Below are 13016 nucleotides of genomic sequence, written 5' to 3' on the forward strand. Positions count from 1 at the left end.
TTCAATCGAGGCGAGTTGCGTGAGGTCGTCACCCTGGAGCTTCTCAACATGGTGCTACGACCCACTCGCCTCGCCTGAGCCCCGTAGGGTGGGCGCCGCCCTCCGAATCGAATGAAACCGGTGGGCGGCGCCCACCCTACGAGAAGCCATCGAGGCCGGTTCACGCGGCGTTGGTCAGCCAGCGCTTGATGCGGCCGACCTCGTCGGCCCAGGAGTTGGCGGTCTTGCGGGCGCGGTAGGCGTCGAAGAGGAGGTCGAGGGTCTCGGCGAAGTGCCGCAGGCCGTCGATCCGCTCGCTCTTGGCCTCGTACGGGGCGAGCCGCTCCTCGGGCTTGGGGAGCAACGCGCCGGTCACGGCCAGGCTCTCGGCCTGGATCGTGAACTCGTACTGGGCCCCGTGGCGGACGACGATCAGGCCGGCCTTGCGCGGCAGCTTGCCGGACTGCAGGGCGCGGAAGGCCTCGGGGAGGCGGGTCGGCGAGTCGTCGGTCAGGCTGTCGCGGCCGGTCTCGCCGCGGGGGCAGTCGAGGGTCAGGGTCTTGGCGAGCATCACGGCGACGTCCGAGCCGTCGGCCAGGGGGATGGTGTCGCTCTCGTTCTGGAGCTGGTGCCAGAGCCAGACCAGGAACTCGTTGCCCAGGTGGTCGAGCATGTTGGGGGCCTTCTCGGCCCAGGCGACCGTCGAGAGGGCGTCGCCGCTGTCGCCGCCGTAGAGGTTCAGCGACCCTTCGCCCAGCTTCTGGGCGACCCGGTCGGACTCGGCGAGCGAGTCCGAGGTCCCCATCGCCAGGGATCCGGCCGTGATCGGCTCCAGGGGACGCTCGAACGTCTCGCGGAAGAGCGCCGTGGCCCGCTCGACGACGTTCGAGCTGGTCGACCCGACGTAGAGGATGCCGCCGCGGCCGTCCCACAGGACCGGGTAGTGGTTGCAGCGGCGGAACCGGCCGTCGGCGGCCTCGGACTCGGCGCGGGCCTTGGCGGCCTCCTTCGCCTCGGTGCGCTGGGCCTTGGTCGGCGTCCCGCTGGGGTTCATCGCGGCGCGGGCGTCCAGCTCGATCTGGGTGTAGGCGCGGAGCAAGGTGCCGGGGATCTTGTCGGTGTCGACGCGGATCGAGGCGTGGAGCGCGTCGTTGATGAGATTCTTGGCGAGGTCGAAGTTGACGTCCAGGACGTGGCCGCCGCCGGCCCAGCCGGTGCTGACCCCGTCGGTCGGCTCGGCGGGGCTGTGCTGGCCGATCCTGTGGCTTTCCAGCTGGCCCAGCGTCTCCTCCGAGAACGGCAGCGGAGAGTGGCCGCCGACGCGGAAGCGGGTGAAGGTCATACGTCCGTTCAGGAAGCCCATCCGTCGTCCTCCTCGAGATTCCGTCCGGGCGGACTCTCGCCGATCGCGAGCCCGGAACACCGCCAGGTCCTTAAGTGATCGGCGGCGGGAGGACGACGCATCACCCCGCGCGGCCCGGCCGGGCCGGCGACCTTGCGGGCGGCGAGCGCGAGGGCGGGTCAGGTGAAGTTGACGAACTGGAGAGGATACTTCGGCCCGTTCTCCTTAAGGTGGGCGATCACCGCCTGGAGGTCGTCGACCTTCTTGCCCGTGATCCGGACCTTGTCGTCCATGATCTGGGCCTGCACCTTCACCTTGAGCTGCTTGACGTCCTTGACGATCTTGCGGGCGTCGTCGGACTCGATCCCCGAGTGGATCGTCATGGTCTCGCGGACCGAGTCGTGCGTCGCCTCTTCGAGCTTGCCCCGGACCACGGCGTTCACCGGCACCCCGCGCTTGGCCATCTTCTCCTTGAGGACCTGGAGCACGGTCTCCAACTGGCCCTTGTGGTCGCCCGTCAGGGTCAGCGTGTTGTCCTTCTTGTTGTACTCGATCGCAGCCTTGGTCCCCTTGAAGTCGTAGCGCACGGTGCACTCGTGCTGGGCCTGGGTGACGGCGTTGTGCATCTCGACCTGGTTGATCTCGCTGACCACGTCGAACGAATGGTTGTCGGCCACGGCTGCAAAAACCCCCTCGGGCTGGACGATTCGATGGGCATCCTGGGACGCGCGGAAACCCTAACGGATACCAGGCGGCCGCGCCGGCGGCAAGACGGACCGGGCCTCGGTCAGAACAGGCGGAGCGTCGTGACGGCGATCATGACCCCCATCCCGACCAGCAGCGGAACCACGACGTGGCGGATAAGGCTCGGCCCCGGGGCGTCCGACAGGCGGGCGCACATGGCCACGACGGCCGCCGCCGCGCTCATGGTCCGGCCGTAATGCGCGCCCAGCGAGGCCAACGCCCCGATCCGGACCGGATCCAGCCCCATTGCGTCGGCGGCGGGGACGAAGAACTCCATGATCGCCACCGCCGGCGCGATCCCGCTCCCGGAGACCACGCCCAGGCCCCAGGGGAAGAGCACCGAGGCCACGGGCGCGAGCGCGGGGCGGTCGGTCAGGCTCCCCACGATCACCTGGATCAGGCCGCTGCGGCGGACCCCCTCGGCGAAGGTCGAAGCCGCCACGATCAGCGAGATGACGTGCGTGTAGGCGTACCCGGCCCCTTCGAAGAACTCGGGCGCGAGCCTCGGCCCGGTGCGCGGGGCCGCCGCCCAGGCCAGCATCACGCCGACGAGCATCGCCGCCAGGATCTTCGACGGCCCCGCGAACGCCGCCAGCGGCGACGCCGCGCCCAGCGCCCCGTCGGCGAACAGGATCGCCAGCGGCGCGATCGGGATCGCGGCCTTGAACGGGTTCACGCGCGGCTCGTCCGGGCCGAGTGGCTTCGGCTCGTCCTCGGGATCCGTCACGGCTTTGGCCCGTCGGTGGGCCAGGATCCAGAAGGTCAGGAGCGCCGCCCCGCAGGCCGCGAAGTTGAGCGGGGCCTGGCGGGCGACGAGCGTCTGGCCCTCGATGCCGGTCAGCTCGGTGAGCTTCCGCATCTCGACCGCGCCGGGGTTGAACAGCTCGCCGCCCATGGACGCGCCCAGCAAGAGCACCGCGCCGGCCGTCGCGGCGTCGAGCCCGCCCGCCCGCAGCAGCGGGATCAGGATCGGCCCCAGCACGGCCGCCGTGCCGGCCTGGCTGACGATCGTCGTGTTCACGAGGTAGCCCGCCGCGATCCCCCCCGGGACCAGCAGCGCGGGGGCGTAGCGGAGCGGACGCAACAGGAGCCGCACCATCTCGCGGTCGCAGCCGGTGATCCGCAGGACGTAGGCGAACCCCATCGCCGAGCCGATCGGCACGATGGTCGCCGGGTTGCTCATCTCGGCGACGACCCGGGCCAGCATTTCGACCATCCCCGGGCCCCCCGCCGCCGCGAACAGCGGGACCGCCCCCAGCAAGAGCACCAGGCGCACGTCGACCCGGCGGACGGTCAGGAAGACGACCGCCGCGAGGTCGAACATCGCCAGCCAGGCGAGGAACGTCATGAGGATTCTCGATCGCGCGACCCAAGGGATTCCGAAGGTGCCACGATCTTGCGACCCGGCCGGATCCAGCACAAGGGGCTGGCGCGTCGTGGGCCCGCGATTCGAGGCGGCCTGGGCGCCGGCTGCAAGCCCCAGACACCGGCGAGGCGAGGTGCAGGTTCGTCCCTGGCACATGCCAGCGATCGGATGCGAGAATGTCGGCGGGAGGTCGTCGCCATGTCCACTCTCGCGAGGCGCAAGCTGTACCTGGCCACGTCGGCCCTGCTGCTCGGGGCGATCGCCGCCCATTTCCTATCCATGGGACAGGCCGCCCGTGGGATGATGGCGATGGCCCGAGCCGCGGGCATGCCGGCGGAGCGTTCGCGACTGCACGAGGCCGCGGCCTGGCACGTCCGCCGGTCGGGCCATTACGAGTTCCTCGGCCTGGGCCTCGCCGTGCTGGCGATGGGCGCCTGGTGGGGCTCCCGCAATCGAGACGAGCCGGGCCCGCAAATCGTCCTCGTCATCCTCCTTGGCCTTTACTTGTTGCTGCTGCCCCTCATGGTTTGACCACCGTGCCGAGAGTTTCGCGTATCGAGAAGGTGGTGCGACTCGGCACGGGCGGGAGGCGTATTCGATGAAGTTCCCACGCGGGCGCCGGGCTGTCGGCCTGGCCGTGGTCCTGGCGGCGGGGATCGCGGCGATCTCGCGGCTCGGCCCGGGCCCGACGACGATCGCCGCACCCCATGAGAAGGACGTGGAGTACGCCGTCGAGCACGACGGAGAGATGTACAAGGTCGTCCGCGGCGCCGTCTATCGCGTTGGTCCCGATCCCGGCCGCCTGACGTTCGTCGAGGCCCTCTACGACCCCGACTTCTTCGCCGAGAATTACGTCGTCGTCGACGGCACGCCCAATCGGAGAGACCTCGACACCGGCAAGCTCTATCCGACCCGTCGCCATTTCGAAGAAGGCTTCGAGGGGGCGGAGAGCCTGGCCGACCTCATCGACCCGTCGCGGGGCTGGACCGCCCTGACGCTCCAGTCGCCGCTGGCCCCGAACGTCGCCGATTACGTCGCGCTCCGGAATCGCATCCTGGGCGGAAGGGGCGGCTTCCTCGACAACCGGGTCGAGGTCGCCCCCGCGCAGGCCCATTCCGGCGGTCGGTCGCTGCGATGCGAGTGCGTCGCCCCCTCGCCGGGCATGATCTGCGCCAAGGCGTCGCTCTCGACCGAACTGCTCCATTTCGTCAAAGGCGACGACGTCTGGTTCTCGGCCTGGTATTTCGCGGCGGCCGACGGCGGCAGGCCCCTCGGCCTGGCCGACCTGGAGTCGACCTGGATCAAGGAATATCCGGGGATGCGTATCCTGATCGACCCGTCGTCGGGAGCCCTCTACGCCGAGTTGAAGTGGGCGGACAAGCCCGCGTACCGCCAGCCGCCGGGTCGCGAGGTCGCCTTCCCCGTCGGCCGGTGGACGAACGTCCGGCTCCACCTGCGGCTTTCGGAGCGGCCTGACGGCCGGGTCGCGTTATGGCAGGACGGCGCGAAGCTCATCGAGGCCGAGGGGCCGACGCTCCCCCTGGCGAACGCCGTCTACAACGACCTGGAGGTCGGCGTCACGGCCCACGTCGGCCGCCCGGACGTCGCGGCCCTGTTCGTCGACGACGTGGTGATCTCGGCCGATCCGATCCCCTGAGTCGGCCCCCCCCCGTCCGTCGGCGAATCGCCGTTTGCTCCCGGAACTTCCGATCGCAAATCGGCGATCCTGGCGCATGGTGCATGGAGAGGGCGATGCGCCTGTTGGTTTGTTCGAGCGGTCCAGCGGAGGGTTCAGACGATGAGATACGTCGCGATACCGCCTCGGTGCCCGACCCAGAGCTGCACCCACTGGCCGTCCGGGTCCTCATCGCCGCTCGGCGTGTAACCCATCTCGATCGAGTTCAACATGGGAAGCCACGGGTTCGGCAAGTCGGAGAGTTCCGGATCATGCTCCCAGCCATAGGCCGAAGAGATCGCCACGATGATCGATTCCCGGGCACCCGCCCCGATGAACAGGCCCTTCTGGAACACGACTTCCACCGCATGCCTGGACTCGGGCGAGGCGTGGCCCGCGGTCTGGGTCAGCCCGTACGCATGGGCCGGGGTGACGTCATGAGTCGCGAGCACTCGCTGGATCGCCGGGCGAACCTTCTGCAGGAAATCCTGGATCAGGGCCTCCGCGTCGGCTGTGATCATTTCCCTGCACCATCGGATGCGATTCAGTCGACGAACCAGCGTCTCGATGGGTTCCATGGCCCTGGCCCGACCGTCCTCACGCCGTCGAGGGGTCGTCAATCCGGCCGGGAGGAGGCCGTCCCGTCCCCAGGTTCGCAGCTCGTGACGCGCCGAGGTCGTGCCCCGAGATTTTCGTTCGAAACGCGCCATTGAAGCCAATCTGTCACAATCTCATAAATCGATATTGGAGAAAGATTTAGGTCGAGGATTCGGCCCCCTTTGGGCTTACCAACGGAGCCAGACGAAGCCGAGTTCGGGAGGTTCAAAGCCAGCGGTTCGCGAGGGCGTCGAAGAAGGGGCCGACGTCGACGTTGCCGCCCGACAGGACGGCCCCGACGCGGCGGCCGGCGAAGGCCGGCTGGCGTTCGAGCAAGGGGGCGACGACCACGGCGCTCGACGGCTCGACGAGCATCTTGAGGCGTTCCCAGAGGAACCGGAGGGCGGCGACGATGTCGGCCTCGGCGGCGGTCTCGATGCGGTCGACCTGGCGGGAGATGACGGCGAAGGGGCGGGTGCCGAGGGTCGTGCGGAGGCCGTCGGCGATCGTCCGGGGGTCGCCGGAGGGCTCGATGCGGCCGGACGCCAGCGAGCGGCGGGCGTCGTCGGCGCGTTCGGGCTCGACGCCCACGACGAGAGTCTCGGGCGACCGGGCCTTGACCGCGAGGGTCGTGCCCGCGATGAGCCCGCCGCCGCCCACGGGGACCATGACGCAGTCGAGCGGGCCGGCCTGGTCGAGCAGCTCCCACGCGGCGGTGGCCTGGCCGGCGATGACGTTCCAGTCGTTGAACGGGTGGACGAGGGTCAGCCCCTTGCGGGCGACCTCGTCGGCCACGGCCTCCTCGCGGGCGGCGATGGTCGGCTCGCAGAGCCGGATCGTCGCCCCGTAGCCGGCCGTCGCCGATTGCTTGATCTGGGGGGCGGTGTGCGGCATCACGACCGTCACCGGGACGCCGAGTTGGGCCCCCGCGAGCGCCAGGGCCTGGCCGTGGTTGCCCGACGAATGGGTGACGACCCCCGCGCGTTTGGCCTCCTCGTCCAGCAGCAGGAGCGCGTTCATCGCCCCCCGGAACTTGAAGGCCCCCACGCGCTGGAGGTTCTCGCATTTCAGGAAGACCGAGGCCCCGGCGCGCTCGTCGAGGGTCCGCGAGGTCATCACCGGGGTCTTGTGGACCCAGGGGGCCAGGCGCTCGACGGCCTCGCGGATCTGGGCCTCGCCGATGGGGATCTCGGGGGATGGCGACATCAGCCTGGGTCTCCGGTCGTTTCGGGGGCTTGCGAAGTCCCGCTCGCCTCGCCCGCCGCGAGGCCTCGGAGCCGGGCCCCGAGCCGTTCCAGGGACAGGATCGGGAACGGACGACCCCAGGCCGACTCGAACGCGTCGGCCGCGATGCTGCCCTGCAGCCTCCTGAGGCCGCGCCAAAAGACTCTCGCCAGGGTCGCCGCATCGGTTTCCACGACCGCGATTGGGGCGGATCCGTCCCCTCGATCGCTCGCCGACCTCTCGGAAACCTCCAGCCGGCTCTGGCCTGCGACCGTGACCATGCGGAACCGATAGCGAACGGGCTCCGTGTTCCAGTTCACCATGACTTCGGAATCGCCGCCCAGCAGTCGGTTCGCGGAACCGGCGAGTCCGGCGATGGGATCGTCGGGAATGGGCGAGGCGCTGAATTCCAGGTCTAACTTCGGAGCGGTCAGGCGGACCCCGACCCATCCGCCCGTGGGCGGTCCGAGGTCCAGGCGTAGGCGGTCGCCCATGTCCAAACCCTCGTCCCTCGCCCGGCCTCAATACTCGTGATTCGCGCCCGACTCCTCAGGAGGCGTCGGAGGGGCCAGAGGCGCGGCCTGGTGGAAGACGCGCTCGACGTCTTCCTTGCGGACGCGGGCGAGGGCGTCTTCGAGGGTCATGACGCCGAGGTCGCCGGCGGTGCGGTCGCGGTAGGCGACGCTCTGGGCCTCGGCCTCCTTGGCGCCGACGACGAACATGACGGGGATCTTCTGCATCTGGGCGTCGCGGATCTTGGCCCCGATCTTCTCGGGGCGGTGGTCCATCGAGGCCCGGAAGCCGGCGTCGGTCAGCTTCTTGAGGACGGTCTCGGCGTAGTCGGCGGCCTTGTCCGAGATCGGCAGGACGCGGACCTGCTCGGGCGCCAGCCAGAGCGGGAAGGCCCCGGCGAAGTGCTCGATCAGGATGCCCATGAACCGCTCCATGCTGCCGAACGGGGCGCGATGGATCATGACCGGCCGGTGCATGTGGTTGTCGGCCCCGACGTACTCCAGGCCGAACCGCTCGGGGAGCAGGTAGTCGAGCTGGACGGTGCCGAGCTGCCACTGGCGGCCGATGCAGTCGCGGACGATGAAGTCGGCCTTGGGCCCGTAGAAGGCCGCCTCGCCGGCCGCCTCTTCGTAAGGCAGGCCCATCTCGTCGAGCACGGCGCGGATGTCGGCCTCGGCCCCGCGCCAGGTGTCGCCGGCGGCGCCCTGGTACTTGGGGTCTTCGGGGTCGTGCTTGGAGAGCCGGACGCGGTAGTCTTCCAGGCCCAGCGAGCCGAGGACGAACTGGGTCAGCTCCAGGGTCGACCGGAACTCCTCGCGGACCTGCTCGTGGGTGCAGAAGAGGTGGGCGTCGTCCTGGGTGAAGCCCCGGACGCGGGTCAGGCCCGACAGCTCCCCCGACTGCTCGTAGCGATAGACCGTCCCGAACTCGGCCAGCCGCAGCGGCAGCTCGCGGTAGCTGCGGGGCTGGGCGGCGAAGATCTGGATGTGGTGCGGGCAGTTCATCGGCTTGAGCAGGTATTCCTCGAACTCGCAGGTCTGTTCGAGGTAGCCGATCCGCTCCGCCGCGCTCATCTCGAAGTACGGCCGGGTGAACTTCGACTCGGACGAGGCGTCGGGCAGGCGCTCGGGGATGCCGGCCTTGGCGAGCAGCACGCGCTGGGCGTCGTCGTCGAGGGTCTGGGCGGCGAGGCCGTCGAGCAACTCCTTGGCGGAGGCGTCGGCGGGCATCTTGAGCGGCGGGAACTGGGAATCCTTGTAGTACGGGTAGTGGCCGCTGGTCTTGTACAGCTCGACCTTGCCGATGTGCGGGGTGTAGACCGGCTGGTAGCCCCGCTTCATCAGCTCGGACTTCATGAAGGTTTCGAGCAGGCCGCGGACGATGGCGCCCTTGGGCATCCAGAGGATCAGGCCGGGGCCGACCAGGGGCGAGACGGTGAACAGGCTCAGCTCCTTGCCGAGCTTGCGGTGGTCGCGCTTGCGGGCCTCCTCGACCTGGGCGAGGTAGGCGTCCAGCTCTTTCTTGTCGAAGAACGCGGTGCCGTAGAGCCGCTGGAGCATCGGCCGGTCGGTGCGGCCCTTCCAGTACGACCCGGCGATCGACAGCAGCTTGAACGCCCCGACCTTCCCGGCGTTGGGGATGTGAGGCCCCCGGCAGAGGTCGACGAACTCGCCCTGGCGGTAGAAGCTCAGGACGCCGAATTTCTTCAGCTCCTCGTCGATGTGCTCGACCTTGAGGGTCTGGCCGAGGTCGCCCACGAACTCGCGGGCCTGGTCGACGGGCAGGGTGAACCGCTCGAAGGGCTCGGCCTCCTTGGTGATCTTGGCCATCTCGGCCTCGATCGCGGGGAAGTCGTCCTCGGAGATGCTGCGGCCGTCGACCTCCATGTCGTAGTAGAAGCCGGTCGCGGTGGTCGGCCCGAAGGCCAGCCGGACGCCCGGGAAGATCCGCATCACGGCGCGGGCCATGATGTGCGCCGTGGAGTGGCGGAGGACGTCGAGGGCCTCGCGGTCGCGCGAGGTCAGCAGCCTCAGCTCGATGGCCCCGCGCGTCGGGTCGCCGTTCTCCAGGGGGCGGTCGAGGTCGACGATCGCGCCGTCGACCACGGCCGCGACCGAGGCGTCGGCCAGCCGCTTGCCGATCCCGGCCGCGACGTCGCGGGGGCTGGTCCCCTCGGGATATTCCTTGACCGACCCGTCCGGCAGCTTGATCTGGAGCATCTTCGGCCGCTTCTCCGCTCTCCCCGGGGCCGTTTCGCGACCCCAGGGCGTTCCCCCGCACCTGCTTCCAAGCCCCCAAGCGTACCCGACCGGTGTTCGCCTGCCAATGCCGGTCAAGGAGCCAGGACGTCGCCCGGCGTCACGACCTGGATGTCGGGGTAGGCGCGAAAGTCCTGGGGATTGAGGGTGAGGATCCGATCCACCCCGTGGACGATCACGGCGGCGACGAGACGTGCGTCGTGCGCCTTTTCCTCGATCACCGGCGTCGATGCGACGATCTCCTCCCACATCGCATAGATCGCCGCGACGTCGTCGAGGAGCGGGAATACGGACTTGAACTGCTCGATGTCCGCAAGGGCTTCGGAAGGTGTCCGGCCCAGACCGTTGGCGGCGGTCGGGCGGGTCGACACGACCCAGTACTCATCGAGGTTCTGGGGCGTGATGCACAGGGTTCCCCCGTCGAGGAAGGGTCGCGCCACGGCCTGAGAGGTCGGCCCATGCATCGGGGCCGCGAGGTGGATGAGGCGGACGAGGATGTTCGTGTCGACGAGCAGCCTCATTCACCCCTTCCTTCATAGATGCCCTCGCGATCGTCGCGTACGGCGCCGACGCGCGCCCCTCGGGATTCGACGTACTCCCAAAAGCGACGGAGCCTCTCCTCGCCGGATTCCGGCCGGGGCGTCGTCGTCTCCTGTCGCTGTCGAGCCTCGCCCCGCAGGTTGGCGACGATCGTGCGGAGGCCGTCGATGACCGGGCCGGGAAGGCCGGTCAGGTCGAGGACCTGAGGGCGGTCGGGGTCTTCGGCCCTGGCCGTGGGATCGATGTTGGTGCTCATCCGCTCTGCTCCTGACGTCCGCCGGATTCGGTCGCCTCGCGCCCCATTATATCCATGGAACGAGAGCGGCGGATGTCCGGCGTCTCCTCACGGCTCGACGTCGAAGAACGAGGCGATGCGGGTGACGCGGAAGATCTCGACGAGGTCGGCGTCGAGGTGGCGCAGGGTCAGGCGGCCCTGGACGTTCAGCAGCCGCTTGCGGAGGGCCATCAGGCGGCCGAGGGCCTCGCTGGCGATGTAGTGGACGTCGGCCAGGTCGAGGATCAGGCGTTCGCCGGGGCGGAATTCGACCGACTTCAGGAACTGGTCGAGCGGATGGGCGTGCATCAGGTCGCCCATCGGCTTGACCACGCGGTCGCCATCGTCGCGCCAGGTGAACCAGGCGCCGCGGCCGCAACGCTCGCAGGCCTCGGCCGGGACGTCGCCGATCGGGCTCGCGCCGCAGGCCGGGCACCGTGGCTGTATCGACGGGTCGGTCGCGTCGCCGTTCCGGGTCATGGCGAGAGCCTCTCGACGGTCCACGCGCCGGCGGCGTCCTTGTGGTAGCGTAGCCGGTCGTGGAGGCGGCTGGGGCGCCCCTGCCAGAATTCCAGGGTCTCCGGCAGGATTCGGAAGCCTCCCCAGGTTTCCGGGCGAGGGACGACGTCGGCGGCGAACTTCGCCTCGTAATCGCGAAAGAGGTTTTCGAGGTGCTCGCGGCCGGGGATGACCTGGCTCTGCTTCGAAGCCCACGCGCCGACCTGGGAGGCGACGGGGCGGCTGTGGAAGTACTCCTCGGACTCCTCGGCCGAGACCCGCTCGACCGGGCCCTCGATCGAGACCTGGCGTTCCAGGTCCTTCCAGAAGAAGAGCATCGCGGCGCGGGGGTTGGCGGCCAGCTCGCGGCCCTTGCGGCTGCCGTAATTCGTGTAGAAGGTGAAGCCCCGGGGGTCGCAGCCCTTGAGCAGGACGATGCGCGCCGAGGGCCGGCCGTCGGCCGCGGCGGTGGCGAGCGTGGCGGCGTTGGCCTCGACCACGTCGGCCGCCAAAGCGTCGGCGAACCACAGCTCGAACTGGCGGATGGGGTCGGGGTCGAGGTCCTTCTCGTCCAGGCTCTGCCGCTGGTAGTCGCGTCGGATGTCGGAGAGGCTCATCGGTCGGTCACCTTTGCGGGCGTTTCGCGGCCCGCCTCCAGGAGTCGGGCGACGTTCATCATGGCCCGCGAAGTGTGGTAGTCGGCCTTCCAGGGGTTGGCCTTGGCCCCGTCGCCCCGGAGCCGGCCGTCGCGCTCGGTCTCGGCGTACCAGCCGCCGAACTCGGGGTCGAGCAGGTGGGCGTCGATGAACGCCCACTGCTTCGCGAAGGCCCGGGCGTAGCGGTCGGTCTCGCGGCCGTAGCGACGGTCGAGCATCGCCAGGGCGTTGAAGCCCTCGGCCTGGGTCCACCAGACCTTGGCGACGTCGTAAGCGGCGGCGGCGAACGAGTCGCCCTTGTCGTAAAAGCCGCCGAACTTCTCGTCCCAGCCCCAGTCGAGGGCGTGGTCGACGAGCCCCCGCGCCACCTTCCAGGTCGTCGCGTCGTCCGGCATGTGGAGGACCTCGGCGGCCTCGACGAGCAGGTAGGCCGTCTCGACGTCGTGGCCGAAGGAGTCGTGCGCGGGGATCGCCCGCCAGTCGCGGGTCAGATACAGGTTGAGGGCGCCCGGCTCGACGGCGATCCTGTCGCGGACGATGTGGAAGGCCTCGCGGAGCCGTTCGCGGACGACGGGGCGGTCGTCGACCTTCGCCAGCTCGGCCAGGGCCTCCAGCAGGTGGATGTGCGAGTTCATCGTCTTGAAGCCGTAGTAGACGCCCAGGCGGTCCTTCCGCCCGTCGACGGGCGCCGCGGGGTCGTAGGCGGTGATCGCCGTCCCGTCGCGGCGGACGGCCTCGAACCAGCCGCCGTCCTTGGGGTCGTGGGCGTGGGCTTCGAGCCAGTCGAAGGCGTCGCGGGCCACCTTCAGCGCCAGGTCGTCGCCCCCCACCGCGCGGAGCTTGCTCGCGGCGTACACGACGAACGCGGTGCCGTAGACGTGCTTCTCGTCGCCGAGCGCGGGGTCGACCCGGCCGTTCGCGTCGAGGATCCAGTGGAACCCCCCCTGCTCCGCGTCGCGCATCACGCGGTCGAGGAACGCCAGGCCGTGGCGGGAATACCTGAGGTACTCCTCGCGCCGCGAGGGCTCGAACTCGGCGAAGGCCGCGGCCGTCCAGGTCATGCGAGACTGGAAGACCAGGGACCGCGATCGGTCGGGCTGGACCGTCCAGTCGCGGGCGATCTCCTGGTGGAAGCCGCCGACCTTCTCGTCGATGGCCGCCGGGTGCCATCGGCCCATCTCGGCGGCCAGCAGGGCGCGGAGCCGGGCGGCCGTGGGCGGGGCGGGCTCCTCGCCTCGGGCCGGGTGCGAGGATCCGGCGAGCAAGAGCCCCGCGACCAGGACGGCCGTCGGAATCCGCGAATTCGGCTGGGCTGACATCGGCGACCCCCTCCCGGCGCGGCCGCGGACG

At 69.8% G+C, this 13016-nt stretch carries 13 protein-coding genes; 2 read left to right on the forward strand and 11 right to left on the reverse strand.

Annotated elements, in window-relative coordinates:
- Positions 1 to 160: 160 nt before the first annotated feature.
- From PZE19_RS17830 to dcuC, 3 genes are all read right to left on the reverse strand, one after another.
- Positions 161 to 1342: a hypothetical protein gene (locus PZE19_RS17830; RefSeq protein WP_277861982.1), complete on the reverse strand. Its 1182-nt coding sequence runs from the start codon at positions 1340 to 1342 to the stop codon at positions 161 to 163.
- Positions 1343 to 1500: 158 nt separating this feature from the next.
- Complete coding sequence (locus PZE19_RS17835; protein WP_277861983.1) at positions 1501 to 1998, reverse strand: YajQ family cyclic di-GMP-binding protein; 498 nt, start codon at positions 1996 to 1998, stop codon at positions 1501 to 1503.
- A 110-nt stretch (positions 1999 to 2108) separates the two neighbouring features.
- The gene (gene dcuC / locus PZE19_RS17840; RefSeq protein ID WP_277861984.1) at positions 2109 to 3413 is read right to left on the reverse strand and encodes a C4-dicarboxylate transporter DcuC; all 1305 of its coding nucleotides are present in this window, start codon (positions 3411 to 3413) and stop codon (positions 2109 to 2111) included.
- A gap of 216 nt (positions 3414 to 3629) precedes the next feature.
- Here dcuC and PZE19_RS17845 point away from each other — a divergent pair, with 216 nt between their 5' ends.
- Together PZE19_RS17845 and PZE19_RS17850 are read left to right on the forward strand one after the other, a co-directional pair.
- Positions 3630 to 3962, forward strand: coding sequence for a hypothetical protein (locus PZE19_RS17845; RefSeq protein ID WP_277861985.1), 333 nt, complete (start codon positions 3630 to 3632; stop codon positions 3960 to 3962).
- A 67-nt stretch (positions 3963 to 4029) separates the two neighbouring features.
- Positions 4030 to 5088 carry a polysaccharide lyase family protein gene (locus PZE19_RS17850; protein WP_277861986.1) on the forward strand — a complete coding sequence of 353 codons (1059 nt, stop codon included), beginning with the start codon at positions 4030 to 4032 and terminating at the stop codon, positions 5086 to 5088.
- A gap of 134 nt (positions 5089 to 5222) precedes the next feature.
- Here the strand turns inward: PZE19_RS17850 and PZE19_RS17855 are convergent, their stop codons facing one another.
- From PZE19_RS17855 to PZE19_RS17890, 8 genes are all read right to left on the reverse strand, one after another.
- Entirely contained in the window at positions 5223 to 5684 is a 462-nt protein-coding gene (locus tag PZE19_RS17855) for a hypothetical protein (protein ID WP_277861987.1), read from the reverse strand.
- Positions 5685 to 5928: 244 nt separating this feature from the next.
- Entirely contained in the window at positions 5929 to 6909 is a 981-nt protein-coding gene (locus PZE19_RS17860) for a threonine ammonia-lyase (protein ID WP_277861988.1), read from the reverse strand.
- A gap of 539 nt (positions 6910 to 7448) precedes the next feature.
- Positions 7449 to 9659 carry a threonine--tRNA ligase gene (gene thrS, locus PZE19_RS17865; RefSeq protein WP_277861989.1) on the reverse strand — a complete coding sequence of 737 codons (2211 nt, stop codon included), beginning with the start codon at positions 9657 to 9659 and terminating at the stop codon, positions 7449 to 7451.
- A gap of 113 nt (positions 9660 to 9772) precedes the next feature.
- Complete coding sequence (locus PZE19_RS17870; RefSeq protein ID WP_277861990.1) at positions 9773 to 10219, reverse strand: type II toxin-antitoxin system VapC family toxin; 447 nt, start codon at positions 10217 to 10219, stop codon at positions 9773 to 9775.
- Positions 10216 to 10494 (reverse strand): hypothetical protein, encoded by a 279-nt coding sequence (locus PZE19_RS17875; RefSeq protein WP_277861991.1) that lies wholly within the window; start codon positions 10492 to 10494, stop codon positions 10216 to 10218. Before PZE19_RS17875 ends, PZE19_RS17870 begins: the two co-directional genes overlap by 4 nt.
- An 87-nt stretch (positions 10495 to 10581) precedes the next feature.
- Positions 10582 to 10992, reverse strand: coding sequence for an STAS domain-containing protein (locus PZE19_RS17880; protein ID WP_277861992.1), 411 nt, complete (start codon positions 10990 to 10992; stop codon positions 10582 to 10584).
- Positions 10989 to 11627, reverse strand: a complete 639-nt coding sequence (pdxH, locus tag PZE19_RS17885; protein ID WP_277861993.1) for a pyridoxamine 5'-phosphate oxidase — start codon at positions 11625 to 11627, stop codon at positions 10989 to 10991. Before pdxH ends, PZE19_RS17880 begins: the two co-directional genes overlap by 4 nt.
- Positions 11624 to 12985 carry an AGE family epimerase/isomerase gene (locus PZE19_RS17890; RefSeq protein ID WP_277861994.1) on the reverse strand — a complete coding sequence of 454 codons (1362 nt, stop codon included), beginning with the start codon at positions 12983 to 12985 and terminating at the stop codon, positions 11624 to 11626. The genes pdxH and PZE19_RS17890 overlap by 4 nt, the downstream gene beginning before the upstream one ends.
- Positions 12986 to 13016 lie beyond the last annotated feature (31 nt).

The organism is Paludisphaera mucosa, assembly GCF_029589435.1.
In the GTDB taxonomy this organism is placed as follows: Bacteria; Planctomycetota; Planctomycetia; order Isosphaerales; family Isosphaeraceae; genus Paludisphaera; species Paludisphaera mucosa.

Coding starts and splice junctions, on each gene's coding strand:
- PZE19_RS17830 (WP_277861982.1), bottom strand. CDS start 1,342: ATGGGCTTCCTGAACGGACGTATGACCTTCACCCGCTTCCGCGTCGGC.
- dcuC (WP_277861984.1), bottom strand. CDS start 3,413: ATGACGTTCCTCGCCTGGCTGGCGATGTTCGACCTCGCGGCGGTCGTC.
- PZE19_RS17845 (WP_277861985.1), top strand. CDS start 3,630: ATGTCCACTCTCGCGAGGCGCAAGCTGTACCTGGCCACGTCGGCCCTG.
- PZE19_RS17850 (WP_277861986.1), top strand. CDS start 4,030: ATGAAGTTCCCACGCGGGCGCCGGGCTGTCGGCCTGGCCGTGGTCCTG.
- PZE19_RS17855 (WP_277861987.1), bottom strand. CDS start 5,684: ATGGAACCCATCGAGACGCTGGTTCGTCGACTGAATCGCATCCGATGG.
- PZE19_RS17860 (WP_277861988.1), bottom strand. CDS start 6,909: ATGTCGCCATCCCCCGAGATCCCCATCGGCGAGGCCCAGATCCGCGAG.
- thrS (WP_277861989.1), bottom strand. CDS start 9,659: ATGCTCCAGATCAAGCTGCCGGACGGGTCGGTCAAGGAATATCCCGAG.
- PZE19_RS17870 (WP_277861990.1), bottom strand. CDS start 10,219: ATGAGGCTGCTCGTCGACACGAACATCCTCGTCCGCCTCATCCACCTC.
- PZE19_RS17875 (WP_277861991.1), bottom strand. CDS start 10,494: ATGAGCACCAACATCGATCCCACGGCCAGGGCCGAAGACCCCGACCGC.
- PZE19_RS17880 (WP_277861992.1), bottom strand. CDS start 10,992: ATGACCCGGAACGGCGACGCGACCGACCCGTCGATACAGCCACGGTGC.
- pdxH (WP_277861993.1), bottom strand. CDS start 11,627: ATGAGCCTCTCCGACATCCGACGCGACTACCAGCGGCAGAGCCTGGAC.
- PZE19_RS17890 (WP_277861994.1), bottom strand. CDS start 12,985: ATGTCAGCCCAGCCGAATTCGCGGATTCCGACGGCCGTCCTGGTCGCG.